The organism is Nocardia sp. NPDC006982 (assembly GCF_042869435.1).
Taxonomy (GTDB): Bacteria; Actinomycetota; Actinomycetes; order Mycobacteriales; family Mycobacteriaceae; genus Nocardia.
Map to the genome: position 1 here is coordinate 38,667 of NZ_JBIAFV010000015.1, position 22,774 is coordinate 61,440.

Here is a 22,774-nt window from a genome sequence, read left to right on the forward strand (position 1 = left end):
GAGGGATTGACGATGTCGAACAACGAGCCAGCGAGCGTGCTGGACCGCCGCAAGGCGCTGCTGCGTCAGCGTTTGGCCGAAAGTGGCCTAACCGCACCGACTTCCGGAAATGCGCCGCTTCGCAGATCGAAACCCGGTGAGCGTCACCCGCTTTCGGCCGGGCAGCGGCGCATGTGGTTTCTGCAGACCCGCGATCCGGAGGACACGACCCTCAATATTTGTGTGGCCTACCGGCTGACGGGTGCGCTCGACGAGGCGCGGCTGCGTGACGCAGTAGCGGCCGTTGTAAACGGCCACGACATCCTGCGCACCACCTACGGGCTCGACGAGAACGGCGAGCCGTACCAGATCGTCCATGTCGATCTCGAACTGTCCTGGCAGGCACACGATCTGACCGATCTGCCGGAATCCGGCCGGTTGCGCAGGCTGGCAGTGCTGGCCCGCCGGGAATTCGGCCGACCGTTCGATCTCGCGACCGAGTCGCCGTTGCGCGTCAGCCTTGTGCGCATCGGTGCCGATGAATTCGCCCTGCTGCTGGTCGCGCATCACATCAGCTGGGACGACGACTCGTGGGCCGTCTTCTTCACCGAACTCAATGCCGCCTACCGCGCCGAGTCCGTCCAGGACGACCGTGCGCAATTCGTCGACGTCGCAGTCTTCGGTGATATCGCCGCCGACAACGACAGCGCCGATATCGACTACTGGCGCGCAACCCTGCGCCCACTGCCGGAATCCCTGGAACTTCCTGGTCCGGCCACGGTCGCCACAGTTGCGGCCAAGCAGTCCGATCGGTGCACCTTGCCGCTGCCCGCTGAACTCGTCGGCCGGGTCGAGGCCTTCGCGCGTGCGCACGGCGCCACCCCGTTCATGGTGTGGCTGGCCGCCTATGACGCGGTGATCCATCGCTACACCGCGGCAACGGATTTCCTGGTATCGGTCCCGGTGACCGTGCGCCGTGATGCCGCCGCCGAATCATTGATCGGCTACTTCGGCAATACGCTGCTGCTGCGTGCCACCATCGGCCCCGAGGACACCTTCGCTCGCTTCACCGAAACCATTCGCGACACCTGTGTCGGCGCCTTCGCACACCAGAATGTCGGCATCGATCGCGTTGTGCGCGAGGCGAATCCGGATCGCGTCGGCGGCCGGAACGGTTTGGAGCAGCTGGTCCGACTCGGCTTCGGGGTCCGCAGGAGCGCACAGGGCTTCGATCTCGTGGGTGTCGAGGCGACGCTGTTGGATCTCGGTAGCGCTGTGGCGCAGGTTCCGCTGGGGCTGACCGTAGTCACCGAAGCCGATGGCGCCTATCTGGAGGCCGAGTACCGGATCGCCGATCTGGACCGTGCCCTGGTGGAACAGCTGCTCGGCCATTATGTGCAGCTGCTGGACAGCGCGCTCGCGAATCCCGATCGCAGGCTCGGTGATATCGATATGCTCGGCGCGGCGGATCGTGCCGCGATTCTCGAACTGTCACACGGCCCGGTTGTCGAGGCCGAAGCGACCACCATGGTCGCGCTCTTCGAAAACCAGGTCGCCGCAACGCCCGACGCGCTCGCCATCGTCGCCCCCGCCGAACGCGACACCGAACTCAGCTATGTCGAACTGAATCGCCGTGCCAATCGTTTGGCGCACTGGTTGATCGGGCGTGGACTGGGCACCGAGGACATCGTCGGGTTGCGGCTGTCGAATTCGGTGGAGTTCGTCGTCGCGGTGCTGGGTGTGCTCAAATCCGGTGCGGCCTACTTGCCCATCGATCCGGCCTACCCGGACGATCGCATCGACTACCTGGTCGAGGATGCCGCGCCCCGGCTGGTGCTCGGGCGGGCCGAACTGGCCGCCGCCGAGGCCGCGGCCGTCGAGCTTCCGGAAACCGATCCTGTCGACACGGACCGGGTGCGGCCGCTGCTGCCCGGCCATCTGGCGTACGTCATCTACACCTCCGGTTCCACCGGAAAGCCCAAGGGCGTGCCGGTGTCCCATGCCGCGATCGCCGAACATCTCGCGGGCTTCGTCGCGGAATGGAGTATGACCGCCGAGGACCGGCTGCTGCAGTCCTCCTCGGTGAGCTTCGATGCCTCCCTGCTCGATATCTTCGTGACGCTGACGCTCGGCGCCCGGCTGGTCATCCCGAAGCCGGATGCCTTCCGCGATATTCCGTATGTCGCCGAGTTGATCACCCGCTGCGGGGTCACTGTGCTGCATATGGTGCCGTCGATGTTGAGCACCTTCCTGCTGCTGCCGGAGGTGAGCGAATGGCGTGCGCTGCGGCATGTTCCGGTGGGAGGTGAGGCGCTGCCCGGGGAGGTGGCCGATAAGTTCGCCGGCGTCTTCGATGCCGAACTGCGCAATCACTACGGTCCGACCGAGGCGGTCGTGTGTGCGACGCACATGAATGTGGAAGGCCCGCAGGGCACGCGGATCGTGCCGATCGGTGTGCCGAATCAGAACGTCACGGTGTATCTGCTCGACGAGGCGCTGCAGTTGGTGCCATCGGGTGTGGTCGGTGAGATCTATTTGGGTGGAGCGCAATTGGCGCGCGGCTACCTGAATCGGCGCGGGCTGACGGCAGATCGGTTCGTCGCCGATCCGTTCGCGCCGGGCGCTCGGCTGTATCGGACCGGCGATCTCGCGCGACGCAATGCCAATGGTGAGATCGAATTCGTCGGCCGGGCCGATGAGCAGGTCAAGGTGCGTGGCTTCCGGATCGAACTCGGCGAGGTCGAGGCGGCCATCGCGTCCTGTCCGGGTGTCGGCCACTGTGTCGTCATCGCGGTCGAGGACGCGGCCGTCGGTGCGATGCTGGCCGCGTATGTAGTTGCGGACAGTGATCTTTCGGAGCCGACGCTCGATATCGACGAGGTGCGCAGGCACGCCGCAGCGACGTTGCCGGAGTACATGGTGCCCAGTGCCTTTGCGGTGATCGACGAGATCCCGTTGACCGTGCACGGCAAACTCGACCGTCGCGCGCTGCCGGATCCGGAACGCGCCACCACACGCCGCTATCGGGAGCCGAGCACCGCCACCGAAATCCGGCTCGCGGGCCTGTTCGCGCAGATCTTCGGCCGCGAGCAGATCGGCGCGGACGATTCCTTCTTCGAACTAGGCGGGCATTCGCTGCTGGCCACCCGCCTGGTCGTGCGGATTCGCACCGAATTCGGCGTCGAGATCGATGTGCGGGCACCCTTCGACACCCCGACTGTCGCGGGACTTGCCGCGCTCATCGAAGCCACGCCGGCACCGGCCTGCGCTGCCGTGCCCGCCTTGCTGAAACGGGAACGGCCCGAGCATATTCCGCTGTCCTATTCGCAGCTCGCGTTGTGGTTCCAGCGCAGGCTGGAGGGGCCGAGTGCAATCGGCAACATTCCATTCGCGGTGCGGGTGGACGGTCCGCTGGATCTCGATGCGCTGACCGCCGCGCTCGGCGATGTCGTTGCCCGGCACGAGGTGCTGCGCACCGTCTTCCCCGAGAACGGTGGCGTGCCGTATCAATTGGTGCTGCCCGCCGGGCCGATCGATGTGCCGGTGACGGAGCTGGACGATCCGGAGAAGCTGCGTGCGGAACTCGCCGCGGCCGGTGGGCATTGCTTCGCCGTTGATGCCGAGCTGCTGATCCGACCGCGAATCTTCGTGCTGGACAACAAGACCCACGTACTCTCGCTGCTCGTACATCATCTGGTGGCGGATCACTGGTCGTTCCGGACGATTCTGGACGACCTCGCCACCGCCTACCGTGCACGCACCGCAGGCGCTGATCCGGACTGGACGCCCCTGGACGTGCAGTACGCCGACTATGCGCTGTGGCAGCGCGAGGTGGTCGAGACGCTCGGCACCCAGGTGGATTATTGGCGCGACACACTCGCCGGTCTGCCGGACGAGATCAATGTCGCCTTGGATCGCCCGCGTCCCGCCATTCTCGGCAAGAACGGACATGTGGTGCCGTTCGCGGTGCCCGCCGCATTGCGCGGCAAGCTCGAGGCCCTGGCCGAGGCGAGCGGCGGCAGTGAATTCATGCTCTACCAGGCCGCGGTCGCGACCCTGCTACACAAACTGGGTGCGGGTGTGGATATTCCGCTCGGCACGCCGATCGCGGGCCGGGTCGATCCGGCCGCCGCCGAGTTGGTCGGACTGCTCGCCAATATGGTGGTGCTGCGCAATGACCTGTCCGGCGATCCGACGCTGCGGACCGTGCTGGAGCGCTCCCGCGACACCGCGCTCGGCGCGTACAGCAATCAGGACATCCCGATAGAACGCGTGGTCGACTCGCTGAATCCGGCGCGATCCCGGTCCAGGAATCCGCTGTTCCAGGCCATGATGCACTTCCGCGAAGAGGACTGGGACACTGCGGGTCAGGGCTTGGACGCGCACACCGCGCTGACGGTATTGCCATTGGATTTCGACACCTCGCTGTTGGACCTCAGCATCAATTTCTTCGCGGGCTCCGACGGCGGCTTCGATGCCAGCGTCATCGTCAATACCGATCTGTACGAGCCTGCGACCGGAGAGTTGTTCGCGCAGCGCATGCTTCGCGTACTGACGGCCTTCGCCGAAGCCCCCGACAGCACGGTGGGTGAGCTCGACATCATGCCCGCCGCCGAGCGGCAACGGGTCCTCGGTGAATGGGCCACCGGTGTGGAGCTCTCCTGGACGCCGGGCATTGCCGAGTTGATCCGGCGTGGCCGCGGGGTGCCGACCGATCGGATCGCCCTGCGCTGCGGTACCGAGACGCTCACCTATGGCGAGCTGTTCGAACAGCTCGATGGCGGGGGCTCGGCGCAAGTGCCCGATGGTGCTTCGGCGGCCGGGGTGGTGCGCAGGCTAGCCGCATTGGATGCGGTTGCGAATACCGGTGGGACCATCGCGGTTTCGCACATTGTCTTCGACTGGGAGGCGCTGGCGGCCGCGGTGGCCGATCGACGCGCCATTGCCGCCGATCTCCGCGGCGAATCGCTGGACCGGGCCACGGGTTCGGCGGATGTGCGACTCGTCGCCGCACCCTGGACGGAATCGGAGATCGAAGTCGAGTTGCTGGCCGCGCTCGCCGATGGAGCGACGCTGATCCTCACCACCGAACAGCAACGCGAAGATCCGGTCGCGCTCGTCGAGTTGATCGGTGCGCATTCGGTCACCCATGTGGTCGCCGAGCCGGTCACGCTGTCGCGGTTCGTGCAGACCGGTGTCTCCATGCTGCCGTCGGTGCGCAGCTGGGAGGTCGTCGGAACCGATTGGCCCGCAGCGCTTCCCCACCTGCTGCCCGCGTTCGCGGCCGGTTCGGTCGCCACCTTCGACTTCCGGATTCCGGAGTACGCGGGTGCGGTGGCACGCGGTGCGGTCGATGGCAGCGGACGCGCGCGACCCATTCCAGGGGCTCGGCTGTTGGTGCTGGATGCAGCCCTGCGACCGGTCGCGCCCGGCGTAGACGGCGATGTGTATGTCGGTGGTGTCGGGCTCGCTCAGGGGTACGTCGAGGATTCGGCAGTCGCGTTCATCGACGACCCGCACCTGCCGGGAGCCCGGTTGTTCCGCACGACGCAGCGGGCGCGCTGGGATACCGCGGGGCGGCTCGCGTTCCGGACCGATAGTTCCGGTGAAACCAGCACGGGCACAGCATCTTCCGATGTCGAGCACACCGAGACCGAACAGCAGCTCATTGCGATCCTCGAGGAACTGCTCGAGATCGAGGATGTCACCGCCGATGACGGCTTCTTCGCACTCGGCGGCGACAGCGTGATCTCCATCCAGTGGTCGGCCCGCGCCAATGAGCTCGGCCTCCCGCTGTCTCCGCAGCTGGTATTCGAGCACCTCACCATCGCCGAACTCGCGGCCGCAGTGGACGAAGCGTTAGCAACCGGGGTGACTACGACCATCGGCGACACCTTCGGTAACGGTGGCGTGCAGGCCGAGCCCGCGGAGCCGACCGATAACCACCAGCACGCCGCGATGAGCGTGTCCGGCCTCGGCTCGGACGCGCTGGCCGCATTGGGTGCGGCATGGAAGCAGTCGCAATGAGGGGCGATTTCTTCCGAGCGGCGGACCCGACGAAGGGCGATGCGATGTCCATGGGCCGAAAGGCGTTGCGATGAGTGTGGACCGGAGCGTCCCGGCGGAAATCGAGGATGTGCTCGCGCTCAGCCCACTGCAGGAGGGACTGTTCTCGTTGGCGCGGCTGGCCGCCGACGGGGTCGACCTGTACACGATGCAGTTCGTCATCGATATCGGCGGTCCGATCGACGTGCCGATGCTGCGTCGCAGCGCCGAGGCGATCCTGGAGCGGCACGCCAATCTGCGGGCAGCGTTCTGGGATAAGGATCTACCCAAGCCGGTGCAGATCGTGCCGACCTGGGTGGATCTGCCCTGGTTCGAAATCTCCGCGCTACCCGCGGAATTCGATGCCATCGCCGAGGCCGACCGGCAGCAGCGGTTCGACCTCTCTCGCGGTCCGGCTCTGCGGATTACCCTGGTCACGCTGGCCGACGAACGGCACCGGGGGATGGCAGCCGACGGAGCTTGCGGAGTCGGCGGGGTGGGTAGGCACAGAATGATCGTGACCGCGCATCACATCCTGATGGACGGGTGGGCGGTCGCGGTGTTCTTCCGCGAGCTGATCGCGGTGTACGACGCCGGGGGACAGACGGATTCGCTGCCACCGGCCCGGCCGTACCGCGACTACATCGGCTGGCTCGCCGCGCAGGACACCGCCGCCATCACCCGCAGCTGGACCGAATACCTCGCGCCGCTGAGCGGTCCGCTCATGCTGGCCGCCGGTACGGCAACCGAAGTCGGCGCGGCGATTCCGCGCCGCAGCCGATTCAGCTTGGACAATGCCGAAACCGCGCGGCTGGTGCACTGGGCACGGGCGAACGGCCTGACCGTCAATACCGTTGTGCAGTATGCCTTGGCTGTCGTCCTCGGCAGGCTCACCGGTCGACGCGATGTCGTCTTCGGCACGACCATTTCCGGCCGTCCGGATGCGCTGTCCGGCGTCGAGACGATGATCGGGCTGTTCATCAATACCGTGCCCGCGCGCGTCATCATCGACCGGACCAGCACCGTCGCCCAGCAATGTGCACAGCTGCAGCGTGAATCGGCGGCCATGCGGGATGCGGGATATGTGAGCCTGTCGACCATTCAGCGCGCGGCGGGGCACGGTGCGCTGTTCGACGTGCTGTTCGTCTTCGAGAACGCACCCATCGGCGCGGCCACCGATCCGATCGTCACCGCGAGCGGCGCCCGCTTCCTGCCGGTGGCCATGGAAAGTCTGGTGCACTACCCGCTTTCGGTGGTGTCTCATCTGAACGACGGCACGCTCGTCGTCATGCTCGAGGCGATTGCCGAAGCCCTGCCGCACTTCCCGGTCGGCGATATCGGCCGGCGGATCCTGTCGGTGCTGCGTCAGCTGCCCGATCATGGCGATTCGAGCCCCGATGCACTGGACGTCCTGCTGGCCGATGAGAAAGTCATCGTTGCCGAGAAGGACGTCTGCGCGAATGGCACGGCTTACGAGCTCTTCCTGAACCAGGTCGCCCACACCCCGGATGCGATCGCACTGAGCACGGGTTCGGATCGCTACACCTACCGTGAATTGCGTGCAGCTGCTGGGCAACTGGCGAATGAGCTGACCACCAATGGTGTCGGCCCGGAAACCGTTGTCGCGCTCGCGCTACCGCGATCGGCTCGATCCATCATCTCGATCCTCGCCGTACTGGAAGCTGGCGGAGCCTATGTGCCGGTCGACCTCTCGGCTCCCGCTGCCCGCATCGAATCCATACTGCGCCAAGCGGATCCGAAACTCATTCTGGCAATTGGGGAGTCCGCAAACCTGCTCGGCGAGACCACACACTCGATCCTGGTACTCGATGATTCCGCCGTCGCCGAGCGAATCGCGAACCACCCCATCCCGCCCTACCGCCCGGTCGCCCCGCAGACAGCCGCCTATCTCATCTTCACCTCCGGCTCGACCGGCGAACCCAAGGGCGTAATCGGCACCCACGCCGCTCTGAACAGCTACTTCACCGACCACCGCGACCGCGTATACCGCCCGGCGGTGGCCCGGCTCGGCCGCCGGCTGCGCATCGCACACGCCTGGTCGCTGAGCTTCGACGCCTCCTGGCAGCCGATGATCGGCTTGTTCGACGGCCACGCCGTCCACCTGTTCGACGAGACCGAAATGCGCGATGCGCAGGGCCTCGTCGACGGCATCGTCGGCCACCAGATCGACATGATCGACACCTCGCCGTCCATGTTCACCCAGCTCTCGGCCGCCGGTCTGGTGGACGGTGAGCGACTGACCGTGCTCGCCCTCGGTGGCGAGGCCATCGGTGCGCCCATGTGGGAGCAGTTGCGCGCGCTGCCGGGTACCGCGGTCTACAACTGCTACGGCCCCACCGAGACCACGGTCGAGGCGGTGGTCGCGACGGTGAATACCGGTCGCAACGAGCCGGGCAATGCCCAGCCCACCATCGGCGGACCGGTGGATCGCATGTCCGCTTACGTCTTCGATGCCATGCTGCGGCCGGTGCCGCGCGGTGTCGTCGGTGAGCTGTACTTGTCCGGCGCTCAGGTGGCCCGCGGCTATATCGGTAAGGCCGCCGGCACCGCGGATCGCTTTATCGCCGACCCCTTCCGATCCGGCGCTCGCATGTATCGCACCGGTGATCTGGTGCGGCAGTTGCCGAATGGCGATCTCGCCTATCTCGGCCGAGCCGACGACCAGGTCAAGATTCGCGGCTACCGAATCGAAATCGGTGATATCGAAACGGCTTTGCTGCAGCTGCCGCAGGTTCGTGCGGGCGCTGTGTTGGTCGTGCAGCGGCCGAGCGGCCAGAGTCTTGTCGCCTTCGCGGTCAGTACTGATTCGGCCACCTTGCGTGCCCGCCTCGCGGAGCGCCTGCCTGCGTATATGGTTCCGGCGCGGGTCATTGCGCTGCCCGAGCTGCCGGTCACCCGCAACGGAAAGCTCGATGTCCGAGCGCTGAACGCGCTGGCGCTGCAGGCCCTACAGGGCTCCGCCCAACGCACCCTGCCGAGCACCGATACCGAGCGGACCTTGTGCCGCGCGCTCGCCGAGGCGCTGGGCGGTACCCCCGGCATCGATGACGACTTCATCGAACTCGGCATGGACAGCATTGTCGCCATCTCCCTGGTGAACGCGGTGCGACGCGCGGGACTCTCGGTCAGCCCGGCCATGGTCATGACCAACCCCACCGTCCGCGATCTGGCCACCGCCATCGATTCCCGTGCGGCACAACAGGAGAACAGCCCGACCGAGATCGGCGAGGTACTCCCGACGCCGATCATGTCCTGGATGTGCGAGTACGGCGGCTTCCGCAGGCTCGCACTCTCGACGCTGGTATCGCTGCCCGCCGAGGTTGATCGGGCCCAGTTGGAAGCGGTGCTACAGGCACTACTCGATGGTCACGACATGCTGCGCGGCCGGCTGTCGAGGACCCGAAACAGGTTCGAAACCAGAGCGCCGGGCAGCGTGCGCGCCGCCGATATCCTGCACGAGGTTCGGGAATCCGGTGACTTCGGTACCGCACTCGAGAAGCATGCACGAGCGGCGATCGATCGCATCGATCCGAAGACCGGCACCATGATTCAGGCCGTCCGCTTCGCGGGCCGCGATGTGTTGCTGCTGTCGATCCATCACCTCGCGGTTGATCCCGTCTCCTGGCACATCATCCTCGCGGATCTGGCCGACGCATGGTCGCAAATCGCGGAGGGGCAAACCCCCACTGTCGCATCAGAATTGATTAGTTACCGCAGCTGGGCCGAACTGCTCGACAAGCGCAGCACCGCACCGGAAGTATCGGCCCAACGCGACTTCTGGTCGGACCAGCTGACCGGCCCCGATCCGGAACTCGGCCTGCGCCACCCGGATCCGACCCGCGACACCTGGTCCGCCTACCGCCTCACGCCGTCGTTCATGCCGACCGACACCACCCGCCGCATCCTCGACGACCTCGGCAGCGACCTCGGCATGCGCGAATTGCTGCTCACCGCACTGGCAATCGCGCTCACCACCTGGCGACTCGAACGCAACCAGGACGGCTCCACCGGCGCACTGGTCGCCCTCGAAGGCCACGGCCGTGCAGACGCCGCCGTCGGCAACGTCGACACATCGCGGACGGTCGGCTGGTTCACCACCGTGTACCCATTGCGCGTCGGCACGGGCTGGACACTCGATATCACCCGCGCCGAATCCGATTCGGCCGAAGCCGCTGGCTTGCTGAAAGCTGTTGCAGCACAGCTTGACAGCGTTCCGAACAAGGGCTTGGACTACGGCTTGCTGCGCTACGGCGATACCGAGCCGCACGCCGATCCCCAGGTAATGCTCGACTACCTGGGCCGCATGGACCTCACCGCAGGCGCATCGGGTCCGTGGACCCCGATCACCGACCTCACTCTGCACCAACGGCTTCCGGTCGCACCCGAACCGGAGATGCCGCTGCGCTACGCACTCGACCTCGTCGTCGCCGTCTACCCCGGCGCCGACGGGCCCCAGCTGGCCACCCTGTTCCGCTGGAGTGACGCACTTTTCGACACCACCGAGATCGACCGTTTCGCCACCATCTGGCAGCGCTGCATCACCGCAGTCGCCGCCGCCATACCAAGCGCAACTCCGGGAGAACGATGAACGCGATCGAAAACGCCATCGTGGTCGAGGACGTCCGCAAGTCCTTCGGCGACGTCCACGCCGTGCGCGGCCTGAGTTTCTCGGCGCCGGCCGGGAGTGTGCTGGGCGTACTCGGCCCGAACGGCGCGGGCAAGACCACCACGGTCTCCATTCTGTCCACGCTCACCAAGCCCGATGCGGGCCGCGCCCTGGTCGCGGGATACGACGTCGTGCGCGAGGCCGCCGATGTGCGGGCATCCATCATGCTCACCGGCCAGTACGCCGCCCTGGACGAGGTGCTGACCGGCCGGGAGAACCTCGTCCTGTTCGGCCGCCTGATGGGTCTGCGTCCGAAACAGGCCAAGGTCCGCGCCACCGAACTGCTCGAACAGTTCGATCTCACCGAGGCGGCCGATCGTCGCGTCGGCGGCTACTCCGGCGGTATGCGCAGACGCATCGATATCGCCTGCGGGCTGGTGCGCCCGCCCAAGGTCGTCTTCCTGGACGAACCCACCACCGGCCTGGATCCGGTGAGCAGACAGGGCGTTTGGTCGCTGGTGCGTTCGCTGAAAGAACAGGGGGTGACGATCCTGCTCACCACGCAGTACCTCGAAGAGGCGGATGCGTTGAGCGACAACATCATCGTCATCGATAAGGGCCGCGTCATCGCCGAGGGCACCGCGGACGAACTCAAGGCCCGCTCGGGTTCGAGCCACTGCGAGGTCGTACCGGTCGACGCGGGTGACGTGCCCGCCGTGGTCACCGCACTGGACGGACTCGGCACGGTGACCGTCGCCGAATCCGAGGACCGGGTGTCGCTCCCCGCTCCCGACGGTGCCGCCACGCTGGCCGAGGCGCTGCGCCGCATTACCGAGGCCGGTATCGAACTCATCGATATCGCCCTGCGCAGACCGTCACTCGACGAGGTCTTCATCAAGCTCACCACCGACGAGCCCGGGTTGGCGACCGCATGACCGAATCAGTCACCATTCCGGCCGGAATGCAGTGGACCGCGCTGAGCGGTCGCACCGTGCGCGCTGCGGTCCGCGAGGGTGATCTGCCCTTCGGTTTCGTCGCGCCGATGATCTTCTTCGTCTGTTTCTATGTCCCGCTGCGCAAGTCGATGGAGCAGACCGGTGCGGACTACGCCCAGTACCTGCTGCCGGTGATCGTGCTGCAGGGCATGTTCTTCACCGCCATGTCGGCGGCCGACCGTGCCGCCCGAGACACCTTCAGCGGCATGGGGACTCGCATGCGGTCCATGCCGGTCAAATCGTGGGTGCCGCTGGCCGCACGGATGTCCGCGAATCTGGCTCGCGCGCTGGCCGGACTCGCCGGAGCGCTGGTCATCGGCACGGCCTTCGGATTCCGATTCCACAGTGCGGCAGCGGCTCTCGTCTTCATCGCATTGTCCCTGGCCTTCGCCGTCGCACTGGTCATCGGTGCCGACACACTCGGCGTCGCCACGGGTAAGCCGGAAGTCGGCGCGTCCGCACTGCTGGCACCGCAACTGCTGCTCATCATGATGTCCACGGGTTTCGTTTCGGCCGAAGGTTTTCCGGGTTGGATCCAGCCCTTCGTTCGCAATCAGCCGGTTTCCCAGGCCGCTGCGGCCCTGCGCGATCTCGCCGATGGCGAATACACCTCGGCCGTCGCCGTTGCGGTGGCCTGGATTCTCGGTCTGATCGTGGCGTTCACCGCGATCTCGGTCTGGGTGGGAGGGCGACGGCCGTGAAAACACTGATCGACCAGAGCTTCGTCGAAACGGGCCGACTGCTGCGACGCTGGCCGCGCGAACAGGAGGTGCTGACCTCGACCGTGATCGTGCCGGTCCTGCTGCTGTTGATGTACCAACTGGTGCTCCACAAATTCCTCAGCGCATCCTCCGGCGTGGACACCATCTACGGTTTCGTCCCGATGATCGCGGTCACCGGCGCGATGTACGGTGCCATGGGGACGGGCCTTTCGCTCTACGCGGAACGGGAAAGCGGTCTGCTGCGGCGCTTTTGGGTGCTGCCGGTGCACCGCGCGGCCGGACTGATCGGCAGGCTGCTCGCCGAATGCGGACGCACGCTGATCGCGACGATCATCGTGGTCGTCCTCGGCGTCGCGCTCGGATTGCGCTTCGAGCAGGGCTGGTTGGGCGTGCTCGGTGCGCTCGCCGTTCCGGTGCTGCTGATTCCCGGCTTCGCCACCATGGTGATCACCGTCGGCGTCAGCAAGGCGGGCGACAAGGTCGTGCAATTGTTCTCGGCACTCGTGCTGCTCGGAATGTTCTTCAATTCCGGATTCGTACCCGTGGAGAACTACCCGGGTTGGTTGCAGCCGGTGGTGCGCGTCCAGCCGATGAGTTGCGCCATCGAGGCAATGCGCGGCTGCACGATCGGCGGCCCCATCGCCACCCCGCTGCTGCAGACAATCGCCTGGTCCGTTGGGCTCGCCCTGGTCTTCGGCGCTTTCGCGGTACGCGGTTACCGCAAGGCTGCGGAGGGCTGAGCGGTCCACTGAGTGGGGCCCAGCTTGATAGTTACATCGGCTAACTATATAGTTTTCTGAGGTAACGATACGCAAGGGGCTGCCGTGACGATTCCATCCGCCGATCTCGATCTGGGTGATGTCCAGACCATTCGTCGTCGCCTGCGCTACGACCGGGACCACCCGCATTACAAGTGGATCGTCCTGACCAACACCACTCTCGGTGTGCTGCTCAGCGCGGTCAACGCCTCGATCGTGCTGATCTCGCTGCCCGCGATCTTCCGAGGCATCGGACTGAATCCGCTGGAAGCGGGCAATGTCGGCTATCTGCTGTGGATGCTGATGGGCTATCTGCTCGTCACCGCGGTGCTCGTGGTGATGTTCGGGCGGCTCGGCGATATCTTCGGCCGCGTCCGGGTCTACAACCTCGGCTTCGCGGTCTTCGCGGTGACCTCGGTCGCGCTGTCCTTCGATCCGTTCCATGGTGGTTCGGGCGCGATGTGGATCATCGTCTGGCGTGTGCTGCAGGGCATCGGCGGCGCCATGCTGACGGCCAATTCGACGGCCATCCTCACCGACGCCTTCCCGGCCAAACAGCGTGGTACCGCGCTCGGCATCAATATGGTCGCCGCGGTCGGGGGCTCCTTCCTCGGGCTGATCATCGGCGGCGTGCTCTCGGAATGGGATTGGCGCGCGGTGTTCTGGGTCAGCGTGCCGATCGCCGTGATCGGTTCGATCTGGTCCTATCGCTCGCTGCATGAGGTCGGCATGCGCACCAAGGGCAAGGTCGACTGGGCGGGCACCATCACCTTCGGCCTCGGCCTGACCGCACTGCTCACCGGCATCACCTACGGCATCCAGCCGCATGGCGGACATCCCACCGGCTGGTCCAACCCCTGGGTGCTCGGTGCGGTGTTCGGCGGCATCGCCCTGCTCACGGCGTTCTGCGTGGTGGAGACCAAGGTCGCCGAGCCGATGTTCCATCTGTCGCTGTTCCGTAACCGTGCGTTCGGCCTCGGCAATTTCGCCAATCTGATGGTGTCGATCGGCCGCGGTGGCATGCAGTTCATGCTGATCATCTGGCTGCAGGGCATCTGGTTGCCGCTGCACGGCTACGACTACGAATCGACGCCGCTGTGGGCTGGCATCTATCTCTTGCCGCTGACCGTGGGATTCCTTGTCGCCGGACCGGTTTCGGGTTGGCTGTCGGATCGCTACGGATCGCGCCGGTTCACCACCGGCGGCGCGACACTGGCCGGGCTCACCTTCTTGCTGCTGCTCGTCATCCCGGTCGATTTCAACTACTGGGTGTTCGCCGCGATCGTGCTGCTCAACGGTATCGGTTGCGGACTGTTCTTCTCACCGAACACCGCCGCCATCATGTCGAGCGTGCCCGCGTCCCAGCGCGGTGCGGCCTCCGGTATGCGCGGCACCCTGTTGAATGGCGGCAACGCGCTGTCGATGGGAATCTTCTTCTCGCTCATGGTCGTCGGCCTCGCCGCGAGCCTGCCCTCGGCACTCGACAGTGGTCTGCGCGCCCAGGGCGTATCCGCGGGCGCCGCGTCCCAACTCGCCGATCTGCCGCCCGTCGCGAGCTTGTTCGCCGCCTTCCTGGGTTACAACCCGATCCAGGAATTGCTCGGCCCCAGCGGCGAATTGGCCAAGCCGGGCGTCAATGCGGACACCCTCACCGGTCAGGAGTTCTTCCCGCATCTGCTCACCGGACCGTTCCACTCGGGTCTGATCGTGGTGTTCGTCTCGGCCGCCCTGATGATGTTCCTGGCCGCCGTGGCCTCGTACTTCGCGGGCGATAAGTACGTCGAGGAGGAACTGGCCGAACTCGCCGAGGCCGACGAACTCGTCGCCGCGCGCTGAGCTACGGCTGGTGCGTGCCGCGCTCGGACTCTACTGTCTGGGCCATGAACTCGCTGCCGGTCGCGCCCGTGGTGGTGATCGTCGGATTCGTCGCGGCGATCACCATCGGCCGGTGGTTCCTGGTCGAGGAGACCCTCAGCGACCGGCTCATCAATCGCGCACTGGCCTGGGATCTGGTCGGTCTGCTCGTCTTTATCTGCGTCGGTCGGCTCGGTCGGGCTCATCTCGCCCTCGATCTGTTCACGATCTTCGGCGCGCTGACTGTGGCGAATGTCTTCGGATTCGCCCGCTTGCTCGACGGCGTGGACACCCGGACCGCGGTGCGGCGGCAGCGCACCTATGACGGGATCGCCGTGGCGGCCGGAGGTGTCGTGCTGGTCGGCATAGTGGTGGCACCGCAGCGAGATTGGGGGCTCACCGTCTGGTCGCTTACCGCGGTGCCGACGGCCTTGTCCGGCATGCTGATGACGCGGGCCTGCGTCCGGGAGTTGCGCGCCGGTGGGATCACGGCGAAGGAACGACTGACCTACGGTGCACTGCTGCTCGTCGCCGGGTATGCCGCGTGCGCCACGGTGGTCTCGCTCGTGCGGATGGCCACCGGCACTCGCCCCGATGAGCAGGGGCTGATCTGGGCGATCGGAACATACGCGACATTGGTCCTGCTCGCGGGCCTGATCGGAATCCCGCTGTGGAATGCGTTGCTGATTCGGGCGGAGTTGGATCGGGCCGGGCGCTGCTGTCGCCGACTGCGTCCGCTGTGGCGGGCGCTCACCGATGCCGTACCCGAGGTGGTGCTGGCTCGGCCGAGTAGTGGTTCCACATCACGGCTGTATCGGATGACGGTCGAAATCCGCGACGCCCTAGTGCAATTGCGGCCGTACGCACCGGATATCGAGGCGCACACCGATATTCGCGAATACACGCGGTGTATCGCGCAGGCCGTACAGGCCAAAGCTGCTGGTGGGTCGCCCGCGACGGCCTCCGGTCGCGCCACTCCGGTCGACCTGCGCGACCGGACCGATGAACTCAGGTACCTGCTCGCTCTGGCCGCGGAATGGCCGAAGGCTCGCGCGCTGGTGCGTGCGGCCCTCGAATCTTCGGCGCGCTGAACCTATTTCGCCGCGTTGGCGAAGGCGGGCTCCAGCTTGTTCAACAGGTAGGGCACCGACAGTGCGGTCGGCTGGTTGACGGCGCTGATTTCCTGCACCGTGAGGAAGACCACCGAACCCTTTTTCACCGCGGGCAGATCGGCGTATCCGGGGAGCTGCCGGTACTTTTCGTCCATACCGGGGGAGTAGCCCGCGAGCAGCAGATCGGCGGTGAGCTCGTCGACCCGCTCCGGGGACAGCGCCAGCCTGCCCTGATTCGACGGCTGATCGGCGAGGTTCTTCGGAATGCTCAGTCCGAGCTGGGAGAAGATCTTGCTGGACCCGTCGTTCGGATCGGTCAGCACCATCAGCTGGGCCGGGCTGGCCAACCAGGTGCTCGCGAAGGTCTTGCCCTTCAGACCCGGATTGGCCTGGCCGATGAACTCCACCTTCTTGTCCACATCGGCGATCACGCGCGTCGCGTCGTCTTCTTTGTGCAGTACTTTGCCGAGCGTGGTCACCAGGTTCTGCCAGGGCTGGATCGACGAGGAGGTGAGTGCGGGCAGCGTCGGGGCGACCTTGGACAGCTCGTCATAGGTCTTCTGGTCGGCCAGGAATCCGTCCACCAGAATGAGATCCGGCTCCAGCGCCGCGACCTGCTCGGCGATATTGCCGGTGGTATTCAAGGCCTTCGCCGATTCGAGCGACTTCGGCTCCCATGCCGGGGTGCTCTTGGATATCGAGGCGACATTGTCGACGTAGCCGACCGGGGTCACGCCGAGCGCCAGCGTCGAATCCAGCCACTGATTCCCCAGTGTGACAATCTTTTTCGGGGTGCCCTGCACCGTTGTCGTGCCGCGTGCGTGGTTGACGGTCACGGGTGCGCCACCGTCGGACCCCGCGTCGTCGCTCGACGACCCACAGGCGGCGATACCCAGGGTCAGCGCACCGGCCAGCACGGCAACCGCCGCCCGCTTCCAGCCACGAGACGTCCGCGCAGACTCCATCGACACCCTCTCCTTCATCGAGGAATTCCCCGACTCGGCTCCCTTCGAGCCGCAACAGCAAAGGTCAGCCTAACCTACATTGATCGTCGCATCATCCGGGCTTGCCGGTTGCTGTCATGTCATCTATTGCGAACCTATTGAACGTGCCGCTATATAGCGGTACGTTAAATGACGTCAATAAATGATCCTCTCGTCCGGGAGGCATCGACGTCGAACCCGTGAGCACGCGGGTCTTCGCACGACTGACGCATACCGAATTGAGGTTAGTTCCGATGAATCAAAAGAGTTCCGCCGGACGCGTCCGCCCCATGGTCGCCCGCATCGCCATCACCTCCGCCCTTGCCCTGGCCCCGATCGCCGCGGTCGCGGGCCCCGCGCTCGCCGATACGACCGACGCGCAGGGTCCGGCGATCGTGCAGGTCGATCAGGCCGACGATATCCACGGCCACGGGGGTTGGGGCCATGGCGGTTGGGGTCGTGGTGGCTGGGGTCGTGGCGGCTATGGCGGCTGGGGCGGCTACGGTGGCTGGGGCGGCGGCTATGGCGGCTGGTTCGGCTCCCCGGGCTGGCCCGGCTATTTCCCCATGCCCTCCACCGGCAGCGCCTTCTGACTCCAGAAGCTCGGCAGCGCAAGCCATTCCCCTCGAAGCGCTTCGTATGAGTAAGCCCGGCACAGCAGCCGGGCTTATTTCACATCCATCCGACGCCCCGCAACGGCGTCGTCGGCGAAGTAGATCGCCGGTCGATCAGCTGCCGCGGACATGGGCTCTCTCGCCATGGCGAATGGGTAGGCTTCCGTCATGACGATCGACGGCCATCTGCCGCACGAGATGACCGAGGAGCAATAACCGTCAACTGCCCGAGGCGACAGCACGCGAGATCGAGGTCGTACACGGGCATGTGATCGTCTGTGAATCGCCGGTACCCGAGCACAATCGCGTGGCGCGCAGGCTGGCCGGTGCCATGGAGCAGTTGCCGAGTACCGAACCGTGTATTCGAGTCGAGACCGATATCGACGTAGTGCTCTGGCGAGTACCTAAATTCACGTTCCGGCGGCCGGATGTCACGGTCTATCGGTGTCTTCCGGAGCGGGGTGCGAAACCGGAGGCCGGTGATGCCCTGATCGTCATCGAGGTCTCCTCGCCATCCACCGCCGCCGAGGATCTGCTCGACAAGAAGGTGCAGTACGCCCGCGCGGGCATCCCGCTCTACCTTGTCGTCGCACTCGACACCAAGTACGACATCGAAGAGGTCCGCGAGTTCCGGCTCGACGCCCACGCCGCCGAATACCGCCTGCACCGGTTGCATCGCGACGGATTCGTACGACTGGAGCGCGTGGTGCTGGGCGATATCAGCTTCGCGGACCTGGTCCGATAACGAGGAAGGTCGGCCTCCGGCTCAGAGGGTGATGCGCTGGTTTTCGGGGAGGAAGAGTTTGTCGCCTTCCTTGACGGCGAAGGTGTTGTAGAACTGGGCGATATTGCGGACGATCTGGTTGCAGCGGAATTCGTTGGGGGCGTGGACGTCCTGGAGCAGGCTGATGGTCGATTCCTCGGTCTGCTTTTCGCGCCAGCTGCGGGCGTAGGAGAAAAACATCTGCTGGTAGTCGGGCTCGATGCCGTCGCGCTTGGCGGCGATGCGGTAGGCCTCGACGGCGATTTGCAGGCCGCGCAGATCGGCCAGGTTTTCACCGACCGTGAGTGCGCCGTCGACGTGGTATTTGGGATCCAGGCCCTCGGGGACCAGCACGTCGAATTGATCGATCAGCTGTTTGGTCTTGGCCTCGAATGCGGCCAGGTCCTCGGGTGTCCACCAATCGCTGCGATTACCGCTGGCGTCGTATTTACGGCCCTGATCGTCGAAGCCGTGGCCGATCTCGTGACCGATCGTCGCGCCGACCGCACCGTAATTGACCGCGGTCGTCGCGTCCTTGTCGAAGAACGGCGGCTGCAGATAAGCGGCGGGGAAGGTGATCTGGTTGCTGGTGGGTGAGTAGTAGGCATTGACGGTCTGCGGCGACATACCCCATTCGGACTTGTCGACCGGAGTGCCGAGCCGGTTGAACGCCTTCTTGGAATCGAAAGCATTGACGGCGCGCAGGGATTCGATCAGCTTGCCCCGGGTGATCTTCAGCGCGGAGTAGTCGTCCCACTTATCCGGATATCCGATCCTGGCCTCGATCTTGTCCAGCTTGACGATCGAGGCGTCCCTGGTCGGCTTGGACATCCAGGTCGAATTGGTGAAGTTCTCCCGATAGGCGGCCATGAGGTCGGCCACCATCTCCTTGGCCCGATCCTTGGCGGCCGGCGGAAAGTGCTTGTCCACATACAGTTTGCCGAGTTGGTCACCGAGATTGTCGTCGACGACGCCGACGCCGGACTTCCAGGTCTCCGGCCGCTCCTCGAGTCCGCTGAGCACCTTGCCGACGAAATCGAACCGCGCGTCGCGGATCGCCTTCGGCAGGAATCGAGCGAACTCCGCGACCACATTGGCCCGCAGATACTCTCGCCACAGTGCGATATCGGTATCGGCCCACAGTTGCGCGGCCGCAGTCACGAACGACGGCTGCGCCACCACGATCTTGTCGAACAGCGAGCGCGGCCGATCGGTATTGCCCGCCATCCACGGATCCCAATCGAATTGCGGTCCGAGCGCGACCAGATCGTGCCAGCCCATCACGTTGTAGGTGGCATCGGTATTGCGATTGCGCACGCTGTCCCAATGCGCCGCCGCGATCTTGGTCTCCAGATCGACGATGCGCTGCGCGATCCCCGCCGGATCGGCGAACCCAGCGCCCGCGGACATCTTCTCGAGGTAGGTCTTGTAGCCCGCGAGCTGTTTGGCGTATTCCGGCTTGCGGTAGTACTGCTCGCTCAGCGTGATGCCCGACTGGCTGATGGTGGGGATATAGGAATTGGAGTCCTTGCGGTCGATGCCGACTCCGATACCGATCAGCCCGGCGATCGGCAGCTCGGCCATCACCTTGGCCAGATCCGGTTTGGTCGCCGCGCCATCGATCTTGGCGAACAGATCGGTCAGCGGTGACATGCCGAGCGTTTCGAAGGCGGCCTCATCGAGGCGCGCATCGTAGAGATCGCGAATCTGCTGCGCCTCCGAACCCGGTTTCGGATCCTTGATGCCCTCGATGATCTCGCGCAGCTGATCCAGCGTCCGATCGCTCGCATCGCTGATCGCGCCGACCGCGGCCTTGTCCGGCGGCAGCTGGTACTCCCGCAGCCACTTGCCGTTGACATGCCGATACAGATCGTCCTGCGGCCGGATCGCCTCGTCCGCGCCGCCCATATCGACCCCGGTGAGCTGCACCTGATGCTCATCCTTGGTGCAGGAGGCCAGAGCGACGGCCGCGGGCACCACCCCGAGCGCGATCAGGAAGGCACGACGGTCCAGCTGACCGAGACGACCGGTTGATGTCACGAGGATTTCCTCTCCCGATGCGGTCCCGGCCGCATCCTCGTCAGGCGCGATAGTGCTGGCCCGAGGCTACCTGTCTCCGGCGTTGCCAGCCCGTCGGATCAAAGCGAGACCCGCTGGTCCCGGGCCAGGTACAGCTTGTCGCTCGGTTCGACGGCGAAGGTGGTGTAGAACTCGTCGATATTGCGGACCACCTGGTTGCAGCGGAACTCGTTGGGCGCGTGCGGATCCATGGCCAGTCGCAGTTCCATGTGCTGCTTCGTCGATTTCTCCCGCCAGATCCGGGCCCAGGACAGGAACAGCGCGCGGTTGTCCGGGTCGCCCTTGCCGTCGCGTTTATCGGCGATGCCGAGGGCGGCCACGGCGATACCGAGACCGCGCAGATCCGCGAGATTCTCTCCGACCGTGAGCGCGCCGTCGACGTGCTTGCTCGGGTCGAGACCGGTCGGGACCAGCGCGTTGTACTGATCGATGAGCTGCTTGGTCTTGGCCTCGAATGCGGTCCGGTCCTCGGGCGTCCACCAGTCGCGCAGATTGCCGTCACCGTCGTAGCGCGAACCCTGATCGTCGAAGCCATGTCCGATCTCATGACCGATGACCGCCCCGATCGCGCCGTAATTGACCGCGGTCGCGGCATCGGAGTCGAAGAACGGCGGCTGCAGAATGGCGGCCGGAAACGAGATCGAATTCGCATTCGGGTTGTACTGGGCATTCACCATCTGCGGTGGCATTTGCCATTCGGATTTGTCGACCGGGGTGCCCAGGTGCGCGAAACCGCGCTTGGTCTCGAAACGCTGTGCGGCGCGGACGGATTCGATCAATTTGCCGCGTGCGATCGTCAATCCCGAGTAGTCGATCCAGTTGTCCGGATAGCCGATCTTCGTGACGATCTTGTCGAGCTTCGCGATGGCGGCCTGTCTGGTCGGCGGCGACATCCAGGTCGAATCGGTGAAGTCGGCCCGGTAGGCGGATATGAGGTCGGCGACCATCGCCAAGGCGCGCTCTTTGGCCGTGGGCGGAAAGTGTTTGTCCACATAGAGTTTCCCGAGCGGCTGGCTCAGGTTCGCATTGAGGGTCGCGATCCCGTCCTTCCACAGCTCCGGACGCTCCTGCAACCCTTGCAGCACCTTGCCGACGAAATCGAATTCGGCATCGGCAATGGCCTTGGGCAGCAGCGATGCGAACTGTTTGACCACCGCCATGCGCAGATACTCCCGCCAGGCCGCGATATCGACCTCGGCCCAGAGCTTTCCGGCCGTCGACACGAAGGACGGCTGGCCGACCACCACGCGATCGAACAGTGCACGCGGCCGGTCGGTATTGCCCGCCAGCCATGGCTCCCAATCGAATTGCGGTGCGAGCGCGGTCAGTTGGGTCCAGCTCATCGGGTTGTAGACGGCATCGGGATTGCGCAGCCGAACATCGTCCCAGAAGCCGGTGGCGATCTTGGTTTCGAGTTCGAATACCCGCTGGGCGGTACCTGCCGGATCGGGAAAGCCCGCGCCCGCGGCGACGCGTTGCAGATAGGTCTGATACGCGGCGCGCTGCTCGGCGTATTCGGGTTTGCGGTAATACTGCTCGCCCATATTCGAGTCGATACCGGACTGGGAGATGCCGGCGACGTATTCGGCCGAATTCTTCTGATCGACCCCGACGGACAAGCCGATGAGCCCGCCGATCGGCAGCCCGCCCATCACCTTGGCCAGATCCGGTTTGGTCGTCGCGCCGTCGATCGCCGCGAACAGATCCGCCAGCGGGGCCACGCCGAGCCGCTCGATTTCGGCCAGATCGACCCGCGCGTCGTAGAGATCGCGGATCTGCTGCTCGGCGGTCCCGGCCTTGGGCTCGTGGATACCGTCGATGATCTCGCGCAGCTGCTGTTCCACTCGGTCGCCGACCTCGTCGAAGGTGGTGAAGGACGGCTTATCCGGCGGCAGCTGAAAATCGCGCAGCCAGGCTCCGTTGACGTACCGGAACAGATCGTCCTGTGGCCGAATCGCCGGGTCTTCGCCCCGCATATCGACACCGGTGAGCCGCACCGACTGCTCCCGCGAGCAGGAGACCAGCGCGGTAGTGGCTGGAATCACACCGAGTGCGATCAAAAGGGTGCGACGACCGACCCGGGTGGGACGCGCAGACGAACTCAACGAAACCCCCTATTCAGCGACGATATGGAATGTGCAGCTCATCCGGTGATCTTGCTTGTTCCGAGGGTAGTAACGGGACGGCCCGAGAGCACTGATCCACGCGGGTTTCACAGCGGAAGTTCAGGCTGCGCCCGCGCA

12 protein-coding genes are annotated in these 22,774 nt (G+C 65.4%); 9 read left to right on the top strand and 3 right to left on the bottom strand.

Annotation, left to right across the window (positions count from 1 at the left end):
- Positions 1-12: 12 nt before the first annotated feature.
- From ACFYOW_RS38455 to ACFYOW_RS38485, 7 genes are all read left to right on the top strand, one after another.
- Positions 13-6,006 (top strand): amino acid adenylation domain-containing protein, encoded by a 5,994-nt coding sequence (locus ACFYOW_RS38455; protein WP_387295115.1) that lies wholly within the window; start codon positions 13-15, stop codon positions 6,004-6,006.
- Between the two features lie 70 nt (positions 6,007-6,076).
- The gene (locus tag ACFYOW_RS38460; RefSeq protein WP_387295117.1) at positions 6,077-10,633 is read left to right on the top strand and encodes an amino acid adenylation domain-containing protein; all 4,557 of its coding nucleotides are present in this window, start codon (positions 6,077-6,079) and stop codon (positions 10,631-10,633) included.
- Positions 10,630-11,586 (top strand): ATP-binding cassette domain-containing protein, encoded by a 957-nt coding sequence (locus ACFYOW_RS38465; protein WP_387295119.1) that lies wholly within the window; start codon positions 10,630-10,632, stop codon positions 11,584-11,586. Before ACFYOW_RS38460 ends, ACFYOW_RS38465 begins: the two co-directional genes overlap by 4 nt.
- Positions 11,583-12,347, top strand: a complete 765-nt coding sequence (locus ACFYOW_RS38470) for an ABC transporter permease (protein ID WP_387295121.1) — start codon at positions 11,583-11,585, stop codon at positions 12,345-12,347. The genes ACFYOW_RS38465 and ACFYOW_RS38470 overlap by 4 nt, the downstream gene beginning before the upstream one ends.
- Positions 12,344-13,108 carry an ABC transporter permease gene (locus ACFYOW_RS38475; RefSeq protein WP_387295123.1) on the top strand — a complete coding sequence of 255 codons (765 nt, stop codon included), beginning with the start codon at positions 12,344-12,346 and terminating at the stop codon, positions 13,106-13,108. The genes ACFYOW_RS38470 and ACFYOW_RS38475 overlap by 4 nt, the downstream gene beginning before the upstream one ends.
- 84 nt (positions 13,109-13,192) lie before the next feature.
- Positions 13,193-14,962: an MFS transporter gene (locus ACFYOW_RS38480; RefSeq protein ID WP_387295125.1), complete on the top strand. Its 1,770-nt coding sequence runs from the start codon at positions 13,193-13,195 to the stop codon at positions 14,960-14,962.
- A 44-nt stretch (positions 14,963-15,006) separates the two neighbouring features.
- Entirely contained in the window at positions 15,007-16,071 is a 1,065-nt protein-coding gene (locus ACFYOW_RS38485; RefSeq protein ID WP_387295127.1) for an MAB_1171c family putative transporter, read from the top strand.
- Positions 16,072-16,073: 2 nt separating this feature from the next.
- Here the strand turns inward: ACFYOW_RS38485 and ACFYOW_RS38490 are convergent, their stop codons facing one another.
- Positions 16,074-17,057: an ABC transporter substrate-binding protein gene (locus ACFYOW_RS38490; protein WP_387295129.1), complete on the bottom strand. Its 984-nt coding sequence runs from the start codon at positions 17,055-17,057 to the stop codon at positions 16,074-16,076.
- Positions 17,058-17,329: 272 nt separating this feature from the next.
- On the opposite strand from ACFYOW_RS38490, the gene ACFYOW_RS38495 reads away from it, so the two are divergent.
- Positions 17,330-17,668, top strand: coding sequence for a hypothetical protein (locus ACFYOW_RS38495; protein ID WP_387295131.1), 339 nt, complete (start codon positions 17,330-17,332; stop codon positions 17,666-17,668).
- A 244-nt stretch (positions 17,669-17,912) separates the two neighbouring features.
- On the top strand, positions 17,913-18,434 hold the full coding sequence (locus tag ACFYOW_RS38500; protein WP_387295310.1) for a Uma2 family endonuclease: 522 nt from the start codon (positions 17,913-17,915) through the stop codon (positions 18,432-18,434).
- Between the two features lie 21 nt (positions 18,435-18,455).
- Here ACFYOW_RS38500 and ACFYOW_RS38505 read toward each other — a convergent pair whose 3' ends face one another.
- Positions 18,456-20,492 (bottom strand): M13 family metallopeptidase, encoded by a 2,037-nt coding sequence (locus ACFYOW_RS38505; protein ID WP_387295133.1) that lies wholly within the window; start codon positions 20,490-20,492, stop codon positions 18,456-18,458.
- A 98-nt stretch (positions 20,493-20,590) separates the two neighbouring features.
- Positions 20,591-22,636: a M13 family metallopeptidase gene (locus ACFYOW_RS38510; RefSeq protein WP_387295135.1), complete on the bottom strand. Its 2,046-nt coding sequence runs from the start codon at positions 22,634-22,636 to the stop codon at positions 20,591-20,593.
- Between the last annotated feature and the right edge of the window lie 138 nt (positions 22,637-22,774).

What these genes read in the sequence shown, in the direction of transcription:
- ACFYOW_RS38455 (WP_387295115.1), top strand. Translation starts at nt 13, where the DNA reads ATGTCGAACAACGAGCCAGCGAGCGTGCTGGACCGCCGCAAGGCGCTG.
- ACFYOW_RS38460 (WP_387295117.1), top strand. Translation starts at nt 6,077, where the DNA reads ATGAGTGTGGACCGGAGCGTCCCGGCGGAAATCGAGGATGTGCTCGCG.
- ACFYOW_RS38465 (WP_387295119.1), top strand. Translation starts at nt 10,630, where the DNA reads ATGAACGCGATCGAAAACGCCATCGTGGTCGAGGACGTCCGCAAGTCC.
- ACFYOW_RS38470 (WP_387295121.1), top strand. Translation starts at nt 11,583, where the DNA reads ATGACCGAATCAGTCACCATTCCGGCCGGAATGCAGTGGACCGCGCTG.
- ACFYOW_RS38485 (WP_387295127.1), top strand. Translation starts at nt 15,007, where the DNA reads ATGAACTCGCTGCCGGTCGCGCCCGTGGTGGTGATCGTCGGATTCGTC.
- ACFYOW_RS38490 (WP_387295129.1), bottom strand. Translation starts at nt 17,057, where the DNA reads ATGGAGTCTGCGCGGACGTCTCGTGGCTGGAAGCGGGCGGCGGTTGCC.
- ACFYOW_RS38495 (WP_387295131.1), top strand. Translation starts at nt 17,330, where the DNA reads ATGAATCAAAAGAGTTCCGCCGGACGCGTCCGCCCCATGGTCGCCCGC.